The following is a 17,991-nucleotide window of genomic DNA, read 5'->3' as shown; positions in this document are numbered from 1 at the left end:
GCGCCAGCGCGTGCTGGCGCCCCAGGCCGCCGCCGGCGCCGGTCACGATGGCCACGCGGCCGGTGAAGTCTAGGGTCATGGAAGTCTCCTGTTCTAAAAAATGAGAGCTGCAGGCCGTTGCGGGACAAGGGGTTGTGGCACTTTTTATGCCTGATTGCAGACGGGCGCCGCAGGCGCGGCATGCTGGCGCAGCACGGGCGCCCCTGCAAGCCCCCAAGCGACACCGCGGGTTATCCCTGGGTTGGCTGGACAAAATTGTGGATAAGTCCGGACAAGAGCTGTATGGCCTGCGCAAGCCCTTGATTTGCAAGACGCCGTCACGGCCTGCCTGTTTTTTGGGCAGGCGGGCCCAGGTTATCCCTCCATACACTGAACAATGGTGGGGATAACTTCGGCAAAGCCTTGAACGGTGCACGCAAGTGCTTGATTTTGCAAGGCTGCGCTCCGGCTGCCCAAAAAATGGGCAACCTTTGCCCGGTGGCGCGCGCGGGGTGCGGCCTGCGCGGCGCCGGCACGGGGCAATGCCCCCCGCCACCGGCCATGGATCGCGGGCGGCATAAAATCCCGCGCTTGCAGCCCCGCCGTGGGGCTGGTCCACCCCACTGCCGTGCGGCGCTGCCGCTGCCGCGGCCGCTCTTTGTGCATGCAGTCCTGTCTGCCGGAGCGTCCGCCGCGCGACCCGCACACCTGAGCCGAGCACCCACGCATGAACACCCCCACCCCGCCCGCTCCCATTTCGCCGGTGCAGGACATCGTCGCCGAGCTTGCCGCCGGGCGCATGGTCATCCTGGTCGACGAGGAAGACCGCGAAAACGAAGGCGACCTGGTGCTGGCCGCCGACCACGTCACGCCCGAGGCCATCAACTTCATGGCCCGCTTCGGCCGCGGCCTGATCTGCCTGACGCTCACGCGCGAGCGCTGCGAGCGCCTGCAGCTGCCGCCCATGGTGGCCAGGAACGGCACCAAGATGGGCACGGCCTTCACTGTCTCCATCGAAGCCGCCGAGGGCGTGACCACCGGCATCTCGGCGGCCGACCGCGCCCGCACCGTGGCCGCCGCCGTCGCCCCGGGCGCCCAGGCCAGCGACCTGGTGCAGCCGGGCCACATCTTCCCGCTGCAGGCCGTCGATGGCGGCGTGCTCATGCGCGCCGGCCACACCGAAGCCGGCTGCGACCTGGCCGCCATGGCCGGCTGCAGCCCGGCCGCGGTGATCTGCGAGGTCATGAAGGACGACGGCACCATGGCTCGCCTGCCCGACCTGCAGCAGTTCGCCGCCGAACACGGCCTGAAGATCGGCACCATCGCCGACCTGATCGAACACCGCGGCCGTACCGAGTCGCTGGTCACCCGCGTGGGCACGCGCACGCTGCGCACCGCCGCGGGCGAGTTCACCGCGCACGCCTTCCGCGACACGCCCAGCCAGGCCGTGCACCTGGCCCTGGTCAAGGGCCAGTGGGCCCCCGAGGAAAGCGTGCCGGTGCGCGTGCACGAGCCGCTGTCGGTGCTGGACGCGCTGGAGACGGGCCGCTCCATGCACTCGTGGGGCCTGGACGAGGCGCTGCGCCACATCGACGCGCACGGCCGCGGCGTGGCCGTGCTGCTCAACTGCAACGAGGGCGCCGAGCAGCTGCTGGCGCAGTTCGAGGGCAGCGCGCGCGCCGCGCAGGCCCCCGAGCGCGGCCGCATGGACCTGCGCACCTACGGCGTGGGCGCGCAGATCCTGCGCGAATGCGGCGTGGCGCGCATGCAGCTGATGGGCCAGCCGCGCCGCATGCCCAGCATGGTCGGCCACGGCCTGGAAATCACCGGCTACATCACCCAGGAATGAACAGCACCGCTTGCGTGCAGGAACCACTTCATGTTTGACGCAGAAAAAGGATTGGCGCAGGACCTCGACGGCACGGGGCTGCGCATCGGCATCGTTCAGGCCCGCTTCAACGAGAGCATCACCAACACCCTGGCGGCGGCCTGCCGCGCCGAGCTGGTGCGCCTGGGCGTGGACGAGGGCGACATCACCCACGTGCTGGTGCCCGGCGCGCTGGAGGTGCCGCTGGCGCTGCAGGCCATGGCCCAGCGCGGCGAAGACGAGGACGACGGCGAGCCGTTCGACGCGCTGATCGCGCTTGGCTGCATCATCCGCGGCGAGACCTACCACTTCGAGCTGGTGGCCAACGAGTCGGGCGCGGGCGTCACCCGCGTGGGGCTGGACTGGCACATCCCGATCGCCAACGCCATCATCACCACCGAGAACATGGAGCAGGCCATCGCCCGCCAGAGCGACAAGGGCGTGGACGCCGCGCGCGTGGTCGTGGAGATGGCGCAGCTGCTCAAGGGGCTGGCGCAATGAGCGAAGGCAGCCCGGCGTCCCGCCGCCCCCCGCGCCAGTCGCGCACCGGCACCACCAGCACCGGGGCGCGCAAGGCGGGCTCCAAGTCCACCCGCAGCCGCGCGCGCGAGTTTGCCGTGCAGGGCCTGTACCAGCACCTGCTGGGCAGCGGCGATGCCCAGTCCATCGACATGTTCACGCGCGACCTGGCGGGTTTCCACAAGGCCGACGCGGCGCACTACGACGCGCTGCTGCACGGCTGCATCGAAGGCGCCGCCCAGCTGGACGCGCTGATCGAGCCGCACCTGGACCGCAAGCTCGCCGAGGTCTCGCCCATCGAGCACGCGGTGATGTGGATAGGCGCCTATGAATTCCAGCACTGCCTGGACGTGCCCTGGCGCGTGGTCATCAACGAATGCATCGAGCTGGCCAAGGAGTTCGGCGGCACCGATGGCCACAAGTGGGTCAACGGCGTGCTCAACCAGCTTGCGCCCCAGCTGCGCAGCGCCGAGGTGCAGGCCGACAAGGGCGGCGTGGGGCAGGCGCCCCAGGGCTGACGAGCCGCACGACATCTTTTGTCTTCCATTTCCCCGGCCCGCAAGGGGCGAGCGCATGAGGTCTGACCCGGCATGAAGTTTTCCACCCGCGCCGAGCGCATCGAACCGTTCTATGTGATGGAGGTCGCCAAGGCCGCCCAGGCCCTGGCGCGCGAAGTGGCCGGCACGCGCGAGCCGATGATCTTCCTGAACATCGGCGAGCCCGACTTCACCGCCCCGCCCCTGGTGCAGGAAGCGGCCGAGCGCGCCCTGCGTGCGGGCCACACGCAGTACACCAATGCCCTGGGGCTGGAGCCGCTGCGCGAGCGCATCAGCGGCTGGTATGCCGAGCGTTTCGGCCTGGATGTGCCGGCGCGGCGCATCGTGGTCACGGCGGGCGCGTCGGCGGCGCTGCAGCTGGCCTGCCTGGCGCTGATCGAGGCGGGCGACGAGGTGCTGATGCCCGACCCCAGCTACCCGTGCAACCGGCATTTCGTGAGCGCGGCGGAAGGGCGCGCGGTGCTCATCCCGACCACCGCGGAGGAGCGCTTTCAGCTCAGCGCCGCCAAGGTCGAGGCCGCCTGGGGTTTGAGGACGCGCGCCAGCGCCGGAAAAACGCGCGGCGTTTTGCTGGCCTCGCCCTCCAACCCCACCGGCACCTCGATCGCGCCCGATGAGCTGCGCGCCATCCACGAGGTGGTGCGCGCGCGCGGCGGCATCACGCTGATCGACGAGATCTACCTGGGCCTGTCGTATGACGACGCGTTCGGGCAGTCGGCGCTGGCGATTGGCGAGGACCTCATCAGCATCAACAGCTTCAGCAAGTACTTCAACATGACGGGCTGGCGCCTGGGGTGGATGGTGGTGCCCGAGGCCATGGTGCCGGTGGTCGAGCGACTGGCGCAGAACCTGTTCATCTGCGCGTCCACCGTCTCGCAGCACGCGGCGCTGGCCTGCTTCGAGCCCGAAAGCATCGCCGAGTACGAGCGCCGCCGCGCCGAGTTCCGCGCGCGGCGCGACTATTTCATCCCCGCGCTGCAAGACTTGGGCCTGCAGGTGCCCGTCGCCCCCGATGGCGCCTTCTACGCCTGGGCAGACTGCACGCAGGCGGCGCACAGGCTGGGCGTCGAAGGCAGCTGGGACTTCGCCTTCGAGCTGATGCGCCGCGCCCACCTGGCTATCACGCCGGGGCGCGACTTCGGCACTGCCGACACCGGCCGTTTCGTGCGCTTTTCCACCGCCAATTCGATGGCGCAGCTGCAGGAATCGGTCGCGCGCCTGCGCACCGTGCTGGACTGACGCGCGATGGCGGCATTCCACTGGCCGGTGCGCATCTACTGGGAGGACACGGACGCCGGCGGCATCGTGTTCTACGCCAACTACCTGAAATTCTTCGAGCGCGCGCGCACCGAGTGGCTGCGCTCGCTGGGCCTGTCGCAGCAGCAGCTGCGGGAACTCACGGGCGGCATGTTCGTCGTAGGCGAGGCCCGCGTGCGCTACCTGCGGCCGGCGCGGCTGGACGATGAACTGATTGTTACGGCGCGCTTGGCCGAGGCCGGCCGGGCATCGCTGACAATCGCCCAGCAGGCCCTGCGGCGGCCTGTCGCCGGCGCGGGCAATGCGCCCGAGCTGATGTGCGAGGGCGAGGTGCGCATCGGCTGGGTCGAGGCGGCGTCCCTGAGGCCCGCGCGCATTCCCGGCCATATCCTGGAACAACTGTCCCCTTCTTCCTGCCCATGAATTCCCAAGACATGTCCATGCTCAGCCTGGTGCTCAATGCCAGCTGGGTCGTGCAGTTCGTGATGCTGCTGCTGCTGGGCGTCTCGGTCGCCAGCTGGGCCGCCATCTTCCGCAAGCTGTTCGGCCTGAAGCGCGTGGGCCGGCTCAACGACGAGTTCGAGCGCGAGTTCTGGTCGGGCGCCAGCCTGAACGACCTGTACAACCGCGCGGCCGAGCACGCCCAGCACGCCGGCCCCATGGAGCGCATCTTCGCCAGCGGCATGCGCGAGTTCTTGAAGCTGCGCGAGCGCCGCATCCAGGACGCGGGCACGCTGCTGGACGGCGCGCGCCGCGCCATGCGCGCCAGCCTGCAGCGCGAGATGGACATGATCGAGTCCAGCCTGTCCTTCCTGGGCTCGGTGGCCTCGGTCAGCCCGTATGTCGGCCTGTTTGGCACCGTGTGGGGCATCATGCACGCCTTCACCGGCTTCGCCGGCATGGAGCAGGTGACGCTGGCCACCGTGGCCCCGGGCATCGCCGAGGCGCTGGTGGCCACCGCCATCGGCCTGTTCGCCGCCATCCCCGCCGTGGTCGCATACAACCGCTTCGCGCGCGACATCGACCGCGTCGCCACGCGCCAGGAGACCTTCATCGAGGAGTTCTCCAACATCCTGCAGCGCAACCTGGCCACCCACCCCGCGGCCCAGGCCGGGCACTGAAAGGGGAGCGCCGCCATGCCCGCCATCGCCTCGCGCAGCGGCAGCCGCCGCCGCGCCATGAACGAGATCAACATGGTGCCGTTCATCGACGTGATGCTGGTGCTGCTCATCATCTTCATGGTCACGGCCCCCATGCTCACGCCCAGCTCGGTCAACGTGCCCTCGGTGGGCAAGGGCAGCAAGGTGCCGAAGACGCGCGCCGACGTCATCGTGGACAAGGACGGCGCCATCCGCTTCAAGGCCGACGGCAGCGAGCGCACGGTGGCGCTGCAGCAGCTGGGCAGCACGGCCAGCGCCTGGCTCAAGGACCAGCCCGAGGACACGCCCATCCTGATCAGCGCCGACAAGGGCGTCTCCTACGACTCCGTCATGCAGGCCATGGGCGCACTGCAACGCGCGGGCGTGCAGCGCGTGGCGCTGGCGGTCAGGAGCGGCGGCTGAAGGCCGCCGGCAGGTGCTGGAAGACCCCCCGGCCATGAACGCCATCGACGAGCGCGACCAGTTCGCCCCGCCCCGCCCGCCAGGGCGCGCGCGCGCCGTGGCGCTGGCGGTGCTGGCGCACGCGCTGCTGATCGGCGCGCTGACCTGGGGCGTGCGCTGGAAGGCCAGCGACGATGCCCCGGCCGTCGAGGCCGAGCTGTGGGCCGCCGTGCCGCAGCAGGCCGCGCCACGCGCGGCAGCGCCCCCGCCGCCGCCGCCGGAGCCGGCCCCGAAACCCGAACCTGCACCGCCACCGCCGCCCCGCCCGGCGCCAGCCCCGCCGCCGCCCGCGCCGGCGCCGCCCCCGAAGGCCCAGCCCGACACGCGCGAGGCCGACATCGCCCTGGAGCGCGAGAAGAAACGCCGCGAGGAAGAAAAAAAACGCGAGCAGGAGCGCGAGAGACGCGAGCGCGAGCGCGAGCACGAACTCAAGGAAGCCGAACGCAAGGAACGCCTGGAACACGAGCGCAAGCAGCAGGAACAGAAGCTGGTGCGGGAGAAGGCCCAGCGGGAGAAGGCCGAGAAGGAAAAGGCCGAGAGGCAGGTGCGCCTGGAGCGGGAAAAAGCCGAGAAGGCCGAGAAGGAAAAAGCAGAAAAAGCAGAAAAAGAGAAGGCCGAACAGAAAAAACTGGCGGAAGAAAAGCGCAAGGCCGATGAGAAGCGCAAGGCGGAGGCCGAAGCCAGGCGCGCGGAAGAGCAACAACGCCAGGAGAACCTGAAGCGCATCGCCGGCCTGGCCGGCGCCACCGGCGCCGAGACCGCCACCGGCACGGCCCAGCGCAGCGCCGGGCCCTCGGGCGCCTATGGCGGCCGGGTGGCGGCCAAGGTGCGGCCCAACATCGTCTATCCGGACACGGTGGCCGGCAACCCGCGCGCCGAGGTCGAGGTGCGCGCCGCGCCCGACGGCACCATCACCAGCGTGCGCGTCGTGCAGTCCAGCGGCAACAAGTCCTGGGACGACGCCGTGGTGCGCGCCCTGCAGAAGACCGAGACCCTGCCACGCGACATCGACGGCCGTGTGCCGCCGTCGCTGGTCATCGGCTTCAGGCCCAAGGACTGAGGGCGGATTCGGCCTCCGGGGTTGACGCTACAAAAAATAGAGCATCATCCCGTTGTCAGGTAATGATTCCGGACAAATTTATCTTCCAAAGCATTGCCACCCCAGGGCTGCATGCTAGCCTTTTTCTAGCAAACCCGGCTCTGGCAGCTGCAGCGGCAGGCGCAGCACCACCCGGGCGCCTCCGCCGGCCAGCGGCTCGAAGGCCAGGCTGGCGCCCAGCGACCGCGCGCGCCGGCGCATGTTCTCCAGGCCCGCGCCGGCCGTGCCGGGCGCCTCGGGCGCGTGGGGCGCGCCGTCGTTCTCCACCACGATGACGGCCTCGTCGGCCCCATGGGCCCGGCCATGCACGGCGATGCGCGTGGCCGGGCCGTGGCGCACAGCGTTGGTCAGCGCCTCCTGCACGATGCGCAGCACGTTGAGCGCGTGCGTGGGCGTGACGCCCGAGATCTCCGGCAGCTGCGCCATGGTCCAGTCCAGCGGCACGCCCAGGCGCTTGAGCTGGCGCGCGCTGCGCTCACGCAGGCCGGCCAGCGCCACGACCAGCTCGCGGTCGCCGATGTCCAGCGAGTGGATGACGGCGCGCAGGTCGTCCAGTGCCTCGCGCGCGCTGTGCTCGATGGCCGGCGCGCCCTCGCGCTCGGCCAGGGCAATGATGGAGGCCAGGTGGCCGCTGACGCCGTCGTGCAGGTCCACCGTCAGGCGCTGGCGCTCCTGGCTGCGTACGCGCTCGGCGGCCTCGCGCCGCTCCTCCGCGTGCAGCCGCGCCAGCTGCGCCTCGCGCTCGGCCAGCCGCTCGCGCAGCCGGGCGTTGGCGCCATCCAGGCGCATCAGGCTCAGGCCCAGGCGGCGCATCAGCAGGACGGCGATGGCGATCGTCAGCACCATGCGGTAGTACGCACCCAGCAGGATGGCGCCGTCCAGCCAGCCCGCCACCAGCGCCACGTCGTGCAGCAGGGCCAGGGCGAACAGCAGCGCCGGCGCCAGCAGCAGTTGCGCCTCGCGCACACCGCGCAGCGCCCCGCGCGCGGCCACCAGCGCCGCCCCCCAGACCGCCGCCAGCGCCGCCGGGATGCTGAACGCCAGCATGACCTGCCAGGCCGGCAGTGGCGTCAGCAGCGCCAGCGCGATGCCCAGCGCCGGCACGGCCGGCACACAGGCGCGCAGGGCACGCGGCACCGGCATGCCACTGACCAGCAGGGCGATGATGGGCAGGATGAGGGTGGGTGCGGTGCCGACCATGAGCAGATAGGGCAGCGCCTCCTGCACCCCGGGCAGGTCGGCGCGCAGGCTGGCATACAGCGGCAGGCTGAGCGCCTGCATCAGCAGCAGCCAGCCAAACAGCGGCTCGGTGGGCCGGTACAGCCAGACCACCAGCAGCGCCACCACCAGCAGGAGCTGTCCGGCCAGCACCATCAGGCGCAGGTGCTCCAGCAGGAAGAGCTGCAGCCGGTAGTGCGGCGTGAGCGCCTCGGCGCTGCCCAGGTGCGGCGCCGCCAGGTGGCCGCGCACCACGCCGGCGGCCGCCACGCGCAGGTCCAGCGTATTGGTGCCCGGCAGCAGCCGGTCGGCCGGCAGGCGCACCAGCGCCGTCACGCCCGAGGTGATGCCCGTGGGCAGCGAGCGATTGCCGGTGTCGGCCAGCTCGGCGCCGTTGAGCGCCACCACCGCGCTCTGGCTGAGCAGCGGCAGGAACAGGTATAGCGCCTCGCGCGGCGCCTCGGGCAGTTCGAACTGCAGGCGGTAGCGGCGCTCGGCATCGCCCAGGTGGGGCGGCCAGGTGTGGGGCAGCTGCACCGGCTGCCAGGGCATGGCTGCACCCTCGCCGGCCGGGGCGACCAGGGCATGGACCAGGCGCTGCCCGCCTTCGAACGTCGCCAGCCGCGGCCACAGCGGGGCACCGGCCAGCAGCAACAGGCCCAGGCAGGCCAGCACGAGCGCAGCGCCCCGCCTCACAGCCGGATCAAACCGTTGCGCGAGGCGTTGAACACGGCTTCGGAGCGGTTCGTGGCCTCCAGCTTGCGATAGACGTTCTTGATGTGCACCGGCACGGTCTGGCGCGAGATGCCCAGCTGCTGTGCGAGTTCCGCATAGGTCAGGCCCCGGGCGATGCCCCACAGGATTTCGGTCTCGCGCGGGGTCAGCGCCTCGGCGGGCGGAACGGCCGGAGCGTCGGCCCCGGCCGCCCCCAGCCGGCGCACGATGACGCGCGCGATCGACGAGGAAATGGGCGATCGCCCGGCGCGCAGCTCCTCGATGGCCTCCAGCAGCTCGATGGAGTCGGCGTCCTTGAGCAGGTAGCCGGCCGCGCCGGCCTCGATGGCCTCGATCACGGTGGCGTCGTCGGCCAGCACCGAGATCACCATGGCCTCGGCCTGCGGGTGCAGGCTGCGCAGCAGCCGGATGGCCTGGGTGCCGTGGCCGTCGGGCAGGCGCAGGTCGGTGATCAAGAGGTCGATGCGGCCGCCCTGCAGCGCTTGCAGCGCCTGGCCCAGCGTGGCGCAGGCGGCCACCAGCTGGCCGCCCGGCCAGGCCGCGAGGAGGCGCGCGAAGCGCTCGCGCAGCGGCCCGTCGTCTTCGACGAGCAGCACGCGGCATGCGCCGTCCGGCGACGAAAGCTCTGCTGGCTGCGCTGGCGTGTGCGCTGGCTTGTCCATGGGCCGCACTCTGACACAGCCGGCGCCCGCAGCTGAATACCGCTTTCATGGTATTTGCAGCGCGCCGGCCACGACGCACACTCGGCGGCACTGGAGGACAGCCATGCCCACTCCCCGCCCCAAGGCGCTTGCCGCGACGCTGGCTCTGCTGCTGGCTGCCTGCTCCGGCGGCGGCGGTGGCGGCGACCCGGCCCCGCCCCCGCCCCCTGCAGCCCAGACGCCCAACATCCTGTTCATCGTGCTCGACGACCTGGGCGTGGACCAGCTCACCTCCTACGGCTATGGCGGCGCCGTGCCGCCGCGCATGCCCAACCTGGCGGCCATCGCCCGCGCCGGCCTGCAGTTTCGCAATGCCTGGGCCATGCCCACCTGCACGCCCACGCGCGCCAGCTTCTTCACCGGCCGCTATCCGTCCAGCACCAACGTGCTCAACGCCGTGGTCTCCACCGACCTGGCCAACTCGACGATTTCGCCCTACGAAGTCACCCTGCCCAGGCTGCTCAAGACCCGGGGCTACCGCAGCGCGCTGATCGGCAAGATGCACCTGACGGGCACCGACCTGGGCGGCGCACCCAACCTGCCCTATGGCCACCAGACCCTGTGGAAGCTGGGCTGGGACCACTTCGACGGCTACCTGGACGGCGCGCCCTACCCCATCGACACGCGCGCCGGCCGCACGGGCACGCCCGAGGGCACCTACCCCTGCGGCTTCGTGCCCAACGCCAGCATCGACCCCACGCACGGCGCCGACGCCGGCGCCTGCTACCTGGCCACGGGCAGCTGCACGCAGATCGCGCGCGGCGGCGCCATCACCACGCCGGGGCGCACCTGCATGGAGCGCGGCGGCCTGTTCGAGCCGCACCAGGCCTGCCGGTCCAGCGTGCCCGCCCACCTCGACTTCGCCGCGCAGAACGGCTACTACACCGCCGAATGGATCCAGAGCGACGCCGAGGGCAACACGCGCAAGATCGGCGCCGCCGACCCCGCCGCGCGTGGCTACCGCAGCACGCTGGAGACGGACCGCGCCATCGCCTGGGCGCGCCAGCAGCCGGCCGGCCAGCCGTGGATGCTGTCGCTGGGCTATTCGGCCATCCACGCGCCGCTGCAGCTGCCGCCGGTGGCGCTGCTGTCCGAGGACACGCCGGGGCGCAACGACAACCTGGTGTGCTACCCGCGCAGCGACGGCGAGAACGAGGGCGTGCGGGCCTCGCTGAATGCTGCCGCCGACCTGGTCGATGCCCACCTGGTCACCAACCTCATGGCCGAGGCCATGGACGCCGAGATCGGCCGCCTGCTGGTCGAGCTGGGCCTGGCCGCGCGCCGCGCCGACGGCTCGCTCGACTACCAGCCCGAGAAGACAAACACCGTGGTGGTCGTGGTGGGCGACAACGGCACCTACGTGAACAGCGTCAAGTTCACCGCGCCGGGCCGCTTCGATCCGACCCGGGCCAAGGGCTTTGCCTACCAGACGGGCGTGTCGGTGCCGCTGCTGGTGGCCGGCCCGCAGGTGCAGCGCGGCGGGCGCGAGGTGCCGCACCTGGTCAATGCCACCGACCTGTACCGCCTGTTCGCCGAGATCGCCGGCGCCGACGTGGCGGCCGCCATCGACCCAGCCCGCCCGCTGGACGGCCAGCCTATGCGCGCCTATCTGGAGCACCCGGAGCAGGCCGGCATCCGCACGGCCAACTTCACCGAGATGGGCACCAACCTGCGCAACCCGGCCGTGGCCGTCACGCCCCAGCCCTGCGTGGTCGAGGCGGCCAGCACCTGCTTCAGCATCTTCCCGTACAAGGCGCTGTGCGATGACCAGGGCGGCGTCTGGTATGGCGAGGGCTCGACCGAGCCGGGCGTGCCCGCCGGCGGCTACGGCAACTGCTGCCAGGTGCAGCAGTACCGCGCCGCGCGCGGCCAGGGCGCGGTGGACATGCTGCCGCACGCGCAAAAGGCCGCCGGCGACGGCCAGTACAAGCTGGTGCGTCTGAGCCGCAACCAGTGCGCCAGCAGCGGCCCCGACCCGATCATGGACTGGGTCCTTGGCCGCGATGCCGAGGGCGAGCCGGTATTCGACGTCACCGACGAGCTGTACCGCGTGGACATGGCCACGCCCAACCCGGCGCTGGACCGCAAGGGCACGGCGCTGGCGGCCGGGCGCAGCCCGCTGGCCACCTCGGGACTGTCTGCCGAGGCGCGCCAGGCGCACGCCGTGCTGCAGGCCGAGCTGGACCGGCGCGATGGGGTGGCGAGCCACAACCAGCGCTACGACAGCATCCACTGCCCGGGCGATGGCAACCGCGACGGCGTGGTGGACCAGCGCGACCTGGAACACTGGCGCGAGCTGAGCCAGCGCAATGGCGGCCAGTCCAGCTGGTACGACCTGAACCACGACGGCCGCACCGACGCGGCCGACCGGGCCATCATCGAACGCAACCTGGGCCGCCGCTGCGCGGCGCCCTGAACACGGCAAGGAACAGAACCATGCACCGCATCAGCAACCCCTGGCGCCTGGCGCTGGCAGCGGCTTGGCTGGCCGCCCTGGCGGCGGCGTTGTCCTCCTGCGGCGGCAGCTCGGGCGGCGTCACGCCTGCGCCTCCGTCGCCACCGGCGCAGCAGCCGCCCAACATCCTGTTCGTCGTGATGGACGACGTGGGCATCGACCAGATGGCCAGCTTCGGCTATGGCGGCGCCGACGCGCCGCCCACGCCGCACATGGACGCCGTGGCGCGCGCCGGCGTCAAGTTCCGCAACACCTGGTCCATGCCTGAATGCTCGCCGGGCCGCGCCGCCTTCTTCACGGGACGCTACCCGCTGCGCACCAACATGTACCAGGCGCTGGGGCCGAACGACCTGGCCAACTCGCAGCTCTCGCCCTTCGACGCCACCGTGCCCAAGCTGCTCAGGCAGGCCGGCTACACAAGCGCCATGTTCGGCAAGTTCCACCTGGCCGGTCCTGAGCACAACGAGGCCGGCAACACCACGCCGCTGCAGCTGGGCTGGGACCATTTCTACGGCTGGGTCGGCGGCCTGCCCGGCTCCATCGACACCACGGCCGGCGGCGCCTACGACGCGGGCGCACAGGCCTGCGGTTTTTATCCGCACCACTTCGCCGGGTCGTGCCACTTCGCCAGCGGCGCCTGCGAGAACCTGCCGCTGGCGCCGCTGTCCGAGGACAGCAACGGCCTGCAGTGCCTGGCGCGCGGCGGCGTCTTCGTGGACCGCCACCAGTGCGGCACGCCCCTGCCGGCCCGCACGCGGCTGGACTTTGGCCGCGAGAACGCCTACTACGTCTCGCCGCTGGTGGTCATCGACGGCGGCCGCACCGAGGTGGTGCCCCTGTCCGACCCGCGCGCACGCGGCTATCGCACGACGATCGAGACCGACGCTGCCATCCACTGGATCAAGGCGCGCCCGGCCGGCACGCCCTGGATGGCCACGGTGAGCTATTCGGCCGCGCACACGCCCTGGCAGCATGCGCCCAAGCAGCTGTCGCCGCAGACCAGCCCGCGCCTGTCGGGCAACGTGCTGGACTGCGCCAGCCCCGTGACCGGGCGGCTGATCCAGAACCAGATGACCGAGGCCATGGACAGCGAGTTCGGCCGCCTGCTGGTCGAGACCGGCCTGGCCAGGCGCGGCGCGGACGGCAGCCTGGCCTACGACCCGCGCGCGAGCAACACCGTCATCGTCATCGTGGGCGACAACGGCTCGCTGGGCTTTGCCGTGAAGCCGCCCTTCAGCCTGACGCTGGCCAAGGGTACGTCCTACCAGACGGGGGTGTGGGTACCGCTGATCGTTGCCGGGCCGCAGGTGGCCGCGCCCGGGCGCGCGGTGGAGCACATGGTCAACAGCGTGGACCTGTTCCAGCTCTTCGGCGAGCTGGCCGGCATCGACGTGCACCAGGCGGTGCCGCGCACGGTGGATTCGGTGGGCCTGCTGCCCTACCTGAGCACGCCCGGGCAGGCCAGCCTGCGCAGCGTCAACTTCACGCAGTCGGGCGTCAACATCCAGGCCAACGGCGCGCGCAACGGCCCCTGCGTCATGAGCCGCACCTCCACCCAGGCCGGCAGCTGCACGCAGATCCCCACCGCCAAGAGCGTGTGCGAGGACAATTCCGGCGTGTGGTGGGGGCCGGGCCACACCGACCCGTCCGTCATTGACCCGGGCGGCGCCGGCCACGCGCAGTGCTGGGAGGTCAACCGCGCCATTGCCGCCGCGGGGGCCGCGCCCGGCCCCGTGCTGGTGCTGCCCGAGCGCACCCTGGCCCTTCGCGACGAGCACTACAAGCTGGTGCGCAACACCACGCTGAACCACGACCCGGCCACCGGCGGCAGCCGCGAGGATGTGGTCACCGAGTTCTACGAGATCGACCAGGCGCCCGGCAACCCCAGGCTGGAGGACCCGGCCAGCAACGACCTGCTGCGCGGCCCGCTCAGCACCGGGCAGCAGGCCGCCTACGCCGCGCTCAGCGCCCGGCTGGACGAGCTGCTGGGGTCCGAGCCCGACTGCCCGGGCGACGGCAACCGGGACGGCGTGGTGGACGCGCAGGACCTGGCCCACTGGCAGCGCATCGCACGCGACTGGGGCCTGTCCAGCGTCTATGACTTCTTCTTCGATGGCCGCACCGATGCCGCGGACCGGCAGGTCATCGAGCGCCACCTGGGCACGGTCTGCACGAGGCGCCCGGGTGTCTACTGAACCCGCGCGACCGCTGCGCCGACGCTGGCTGCTGGGTGGCGGCGCCGCGCTCGCGGCCGTCGCCGGTCTGGGCGGCTGGCAGGCCCTGGCACGGCGCGCGCCTGCGCGTCCGGCGCCTCCCGCCATCGTGCTGGGCGACGGCGTGCGTGGCCCGCTGGGCATGGCCTGGGTGCCGGGCGGCACCTTCCTGATGGGCAGCGACCACGCCCTGGCCCAGGCCAACGAGGGCCCTGCGCACCCGGTGCGCGTCGGGGGCTTCTGGATGGACACGACGCATGTCACCAACGACCAATTTGCCGAGTTCGTGCGCCAGACGGGCCATGTGACCACCGCCGAGCGCAGGCCCGACTGGGAGACCATCCGCGTGCAGCTGCCGCCCGGCACACCGCGCCCGCCCGAGGACGTGCTGGTGCCCGGCGCCATGGTCTTCGTGGGCACCAGCGCGCCGGTGCGGCTGGATGATTACGCCCAGTGGTGGCGCTACGTGCCGGGCGCCGACTGGCGGCACCCCCAGGGTCCGGGCAGCTCCATCGAGGGCCGGGGCGACCACCCGGTGGTGCAGGTCAGCCACGACGACGCGCTGGCCTATGCCCGCTGGGCCGGCAAGCGCCTGCCGACCGAAGCCGAGTGGGAGTTCGCCGCGCGCGGCGGCCTGGAGCAGGCCACCTACAGCTGGGGTGACGAGGCCCGGCCCGGCGGCGCCCTGCTGGCCAACTACTGGGACGCGCGGGCCCAGCCCTTTCCGGTGGTCAGCGCCCAGGCGGGCGGCGCGGCCGGCACCGTGGCTGCGGGCAGCTTTCCGGCCAACGGCTACGGTCTGCACGATATGACCGGCAACGCCTGGCAGTGGGTGGCCGACTGGTATCGCGCCGACGAGTTCACGCGCCAGGCTCGGGGCGCGCGCGGCCCGGTAGACAACCCGCGCGGCCCGGCGCAATCCTTCGACCCCAGCGAGCCGGGCGTGCCCGCCGACGCGCCCCGGCGCGTCATCCGCGGCGGCTCCTTCCTGTGCAACGAGGATTACTGCCTGTCCTACCGCCCCAGCGCCCGGCGCGGCAGCGACCCGCACAGCCCGATGTCGCACGTGGGCTTCCGGCTGGTGCAGGGCGGCTGAGGCAAGTCTTGGGTGAAATGGGCCTCAAGCCCTTGCCCTGCAAGGGCTTACAGCTATCTTTTGAGTAGCATTATCAGCTGCGCTGCTCGATCAGCCGGTTGATGCGCAGCGCCGCCAGCGTGCACACCACGCCCGACAGCAGGTACAGCGTCACCGCCCCCAGGCCGAAGCGCGCCGACAGGCCCAGGGCCACCAGCGGTGCGAAGGCCGCGCCCAGCAGCCACGCCAGGTCGGCCGATAGTGCGGCGCCGGTGTAGCGGTAATGTGGCGAGAAGTTGGCCGTGACGGTGCCCGAGGCCTGTCCGTACGACAGCCCCAGCAGCACGAAACCCAGCAGCAGGAAGGTGTTGCTGCCGGCCACGCCGCCGCCCAGCAGCCAGGGCGTGGCCAGGCTGAACAGGCCGATCAGCACGGCCATGCCGGCCAGCAGGTTGCGCCGCCCCACCCGGTCGGCCAGTCGGCCCGACAGCATGATGGCCAGCGCAGCGAGAAACGCGCCCACGATCTGCACCCCCAGCACCTCGGTCATGCTGCGCTCGGAGCGCAGCGAGATCCAGGACAGCGGAAAGATCGTCACCAGGTGGAACAGTGCAAAGCTGGCCAGTGCGGCAAAGGCGCCCAGAAAAACGTTGCCGCCCTCGTCGCGCACCAGCTGCGCCACGGGCATGGGTTCGAGCTCTTTTTCCTCCAGCAGCTCGGCATACGACTGCCCCACAACCAGGCGCAGGCGCGCGAACAGGGCCACCACGTTGATGGCGAACGCCACACAGAACGGGTAGCGCCAGCCCCAGGCGAGGAACTCCTCCTGCGTCAGGTGGCTGTAGATGTAGGCAAAGAGCGCCGCCGCCAGGGCAAAACCCGCGGGCGCGCCCAGCTGGCCCACCATGGCGTACCAGCCGCGGCGCTCGCGCGGGGCGGCCAGGGCCAGCAGCGACGGCAGGCCGTCCCAGGAGCCGCCCAGCGCCACGCCCTGGCCGATGCGCAGGGCCACCAGCACGGCGATGGCGGCGGCGCCCATGGACTCATAGCCCGGCATCAGCGCCATGCCCACGGTGGAGCTGCCCAGCAGGAACAGCGCCAGCGTCAGCTTGGTGCCGCGCCCCCAGCGCCGCTGCACCGCCATCGACAGGGCCGTGCCGACGGGCCGGGCGATGAAGGCCAGCGTGAAGATGCCGAAGGCCGCCAGCGTGCCGGCCAGCGGCGAGAGAAACGGGAACATCAGCTGCGGGAACACCAGCACACAAGCGATGCCGAAGACGAAGAAGTCGAAATACTCCGAGGACCGGCCGATGATCACGCCCACGGCGATCTCGCCCGGGGTGGCCTCCTCGTGGGTGTTCGCGTGCGAGAGCGAGGCCTCGCCCTCGTGCCCGTACACGGGCAGCGCCATGGAACCGCTGGTCATTGACATTGCTCCTTTGTTGCCTGGCTGCAGCTGCAGCGGGTGCCGGCCGGCTTGACCGGGCTCAAGTCCGTTTCGTTCTACACCCAAGCAGGCCGGGCCACAAGGGTGCTTGTTCGACAGCTTGCGCACGGCCGCGCCTTGCTTTGTGTCAGACATGGGCGTTTTTCCGCTGGACGGACGGCAGATCGCTTGATCCAGGACAAAATGTCCCATAGCCTTGCGCGCTAGGCGTATTACATTCAAGGCCGTCCAGTAATCCGCGTTTTCCCGGGGATGCGCAGGCATGCTGTGCGTGTCGCTCGCGCCTTCCAGGAAAGCGTATCTGCCCACCCACAAGATGCCGAAGACCTCTCACTCCCGAGGGCTGGCCTGGCCGGCCGCGGCTGCCTGCGCGGCAGCCCTGGCCGGCTGCAGCAAGGCCGTCGTCCTCAACCCGGCCGGCGACGTGGCCGCCCAGCAGGGCAACCTCGTCGTCACCGCCACCCTGCTGATGCTGATCGTCATCGTGCCGGTCATCATCGCCACGCTGGTGTTCGCCTGGAAATACCGCCAGGGCAACAAGGACGCCGCCTACGAGCCCGACTGGCACCACTCCACGACGCTGGAGCTGGTCATCTGGACCGTGCCGCTGATGATCATCATCGCGCTGGGCGCCATCACCTGGATCGCCACGCACAAGCTCGACCCCTACCGGCCGCTGGACCGCATCGACGACGCCCGCGCCCTGCCCGCGGACGTGCGCCCGCTGGAGGTGCAGGTGGTGGCCATGGACTGGAAGTGGCTGTTCCTCTACCCCGAGCAGGGCATCGCCACCGTCAACGAGCTGGCGGCGCCGGTGGACCGGCCGATCCACTTCAAGCTCACGGCCACGTCCACCATGAACGCCTTCTACGTGCCCGACCTGGCCGGGATGATCTACGCCATGCCCGGCATGCAGACCGAGTTGAACGCCATCATCAACCAGCCCGGCGAATTCAAGGGCCTGGCTTCGCATTACAGCGGCCCGGGCTTCTCGGGCATGACGTTCAAGTTCCACGGCCTGCCCGAGGGCGACTTCGAGCAGTGGGTGCAAAAGGCCCGCCAGGAAGGCCGCACCCTGGACCAGGGCAGCTACCTGCAGCTGGCCAAACCCAGCGAGCGCGACCCGGTGCAGCGCTTTGCCAGCGTGCAGGACGGCCTGTACGACCGCGTCCTCAACCGCTGCGTGGAAGACGGCCAGACGTGCATGCACGAGACCATGATGGCCAAGGGCGCACGCGCCACCACGCCCCAGGCCGGCAGCCAATGAC

The 17,991-nt window shown here is 71.1% G+C and carries 15 protein-coding genes; 12 read left to right on the top strand and 3 right to left on the bottom strand.

Annotated features, from left to right (window positions below; genetic code table 11):
• The first annotated feature begins 706 nt into the window (after positions 1–706).
• From ribBA to tolA, 8 genes are all read left to right on the top strand, one after another.
• Positions 707–1,828: a bifunctional 3,4-dihydroxy-2-butanone-4-phosphate synthase/GTP cyclohydrolase II gene (ribBA, locus tag RT051_RS07890; RefSeq protein WP_313074675.1), complete on the top strand. Its 1,122-nt coding sequence runs from the start codon at positions 707–709 to the stop codon at positions 1,826–1,828.
• A gap of 30 nt (positions 1,829–1,858) precedes the next feature.
• Positions 1,859–2,347: a 6,7-dimethyl-8-ribityllumazine synthase gene (gene ribH, locus RT051_RS07885; protein ID WP_313074673.1), complete on the top strand. Its 489-nt coding sequence runs from the start codon at positions 1,859–1,861 to the stop codon at positions 2,345–2,347.
• Positions 2,344–2,883, top strand: coding sequence for a transcription antitermination factor NusB (nusB, locus tag RT051_RS07880; RefSeq protein WP_313074670.1), 540 nt, complete (start codon positions 2,344–2,346; stop codon positions 2,881–2,883). Before ribH ends, nusB begins: the two co-directional genes overlap by 4 nt.
• A gap of 72 nt (positions 2,884–2,955) precedes the next feature.
• Entirely contained in the window at positions 2,956–4,161 is a 1,206-nt protein-coding gene (locus tag RT051_RS07875) for a pyridoxal phosphate-dependent aminotransferase (protein ID WP_313074667.1), read from the top strand.
• Between the two features lie 6 nt (positions 4,162–4,167).
• The gene (gene ybgC / locus RT051_RS07870) at positions 4,168–4,602 is read left to right on the top strand and encodes a tol-pal system-associated acyl-CoA thioesterase (RefSeq protein WP_313074664.1); all 435 of its coding nucleotides are present in this window, start codon (positions 4,168–4,170) and stop codon (positions 4,600–4,602) included.
• Positions 4,599–5,300 carry a protein TolQ gene (gene tolQ, locus RT051_RS07865; RefSeq protein ID WP_313074661.1) on the top strand — a complete coding sequence of 234 codons (702 nt, stop codon included), beginning with the start codon at positions 4,599–4,601 and terminating at the stop codon, positions 5,298–5,300. The genes ybgC and tolQ overlap by 4 nt, the downstream gene beginning before the upstream one ends.
• A gap of 15 nt (positions 5,301–5,315) precedes the next feature.
• The gene (locus RT051_RS07860) at positions 5,316–5,741 is read left to right on the top strand and encodes an ExbD/TolR family protein (protein ID WP_313074657.1); all 426 of its coding nucleotides are present in this window, start codon (positions 5,316–5,318) and stop codon (positions 5,739–5,741) included.
• Between the two features lie 34 nt (positions 5,742–5,775).
• Positions 5,776–6,840 carry a cell envelope integrity protein TolA gene (gene tolA, locus RT051_RS07855; RefSeq protein ID WP_313074654.1) on the top strand — a complete coding sequence of 355 codons (1,065 nt, stop codon included), beginning with the start codon at positions 5,776–5,778 and terminating at the stop codon, positions 6,838–6,840.
• A gap of 114 nt (positions 6,841–6,954) precedes the next feature.
• Here the strand turns inward: tolA and RT051_RS07850 are convergent, their stop codons facing one another.
• Positions 6,955–8,793 carry an ATP-binding protein gene (locus tag RT051_RS07850; RefSeq protein ID WP_313074651.1) on the bottom strand — a complete coding sequence of 613 codons (1,839 nt, stop codon included), beginning with the start codon at positions 8,791–8,793 and terminating at the stop codon, positions 6,955–6,957.
• Positions 8,790–9,494, bottom strand: coding sequence for a response regulator transcription factor (locus tag RT051_RS07845; RefSeq protein WP_313074648.1), 705 nt, complete (start codon positions 9,492–9,494; stop codon positions 8,790–8,792). The genes RT051_RS07850 and RT051_RS07845 overlap by 4 nt, the downstream gene beginning before the upstream one ends.
• A gap of 103 nt (positions 9,495–9,597) precedes the next feature.
• Here RT051_RS07845 and RT051_RS07840 point away from each other — a divergent pair, with 103 nt between their 5' ends.
• From RT051_RS07840 to RT051_RS07830, 3 genes are read left to right on the top strand one after another with little or no spacing between them, the layout of a single operon-like run.
• The gene (locus tag RT051_RS07840; protein ID WP_313074645.1) at positions 9,598–11,949 is read left to right on the top strand and encodes a sulfatase-like hydrolase/transferase; all 2,352 of its coding nucleotides are present in this window, start codon (positions 9,598–9,600) and stop codon (positions 11,947–11,949) included.
• Between the two features lie 20 nt (positions 11,950–11,969).
• A complete protein-coding gene (locus tag RT051_RS07835) occupies positions 11,970–14,183 on the top strand; it encodes a sulfatase-like hydrolase/transferase (protein ID WP_313074642.1) in 2,214 nt (737 codons plus the stop codon).
• A complete protein-coding gene (locus tag RT051_RS07830) occupies positions 14,101–15,297 on the top strand; it encodes a formylglycine-generating enzyme family protein (RefSeq protein ID WP_409520571.1) in 1,197 nt (398 codons plus the stop codon). The genes RT051_RS07835 and RT051_RS07830 overlap by 83 nt, the downstream gene beginning before the upstream one ends.
• Before the next feature lie 73 nt (positions 15,298–15,370).
• Here RT051_RS07830 and RT051_RS07825 read toward each other — a convergent pair whose 3' ends face one another.
• The gene (locus tag RT051_RS07825; RefSeq protein ID WP_313074639.1) at positions 15,371–16,702 is read right to left on the bottom strand and encodes an MFS transporter; all 1,332 of its coding nucleotides are present in this window, start codon (positions 16,700–16,702) and stop codon (positions 15,371–15,373) included.
• 337 nt (positions 16,703–17,039) lie between these two features.
• Between RT051_RS07825 and cyoA the strand changes: the two genes are divergently transcribed.
• Positions 17,040–17,990 (top strand): ubiquinol oxidase subunit II, encoded by a 951-nt coding sequence (cyoA, locus tag RT051_RS07820; protein WP_313074635.1) that lies wholly within the window; start codon positions 17,040–17,042, stop codon positions 17,988–17,990.
• Position 17,991: the final 1 nt, after the last annotated feature.

The organism is Melaminivora sp., assembly GCF_032059615.1.
Classification (GTDB): Bacteria; Pseudomonadota; Gammaproteobacteria; order Burkholderiales; family Burkholderiaceae_C; genus Melaminivora.
Note: the sequence above shows the minus strand (reverse complement) of the source record. Positions and strands in the feature narration are given on the sequence as shown.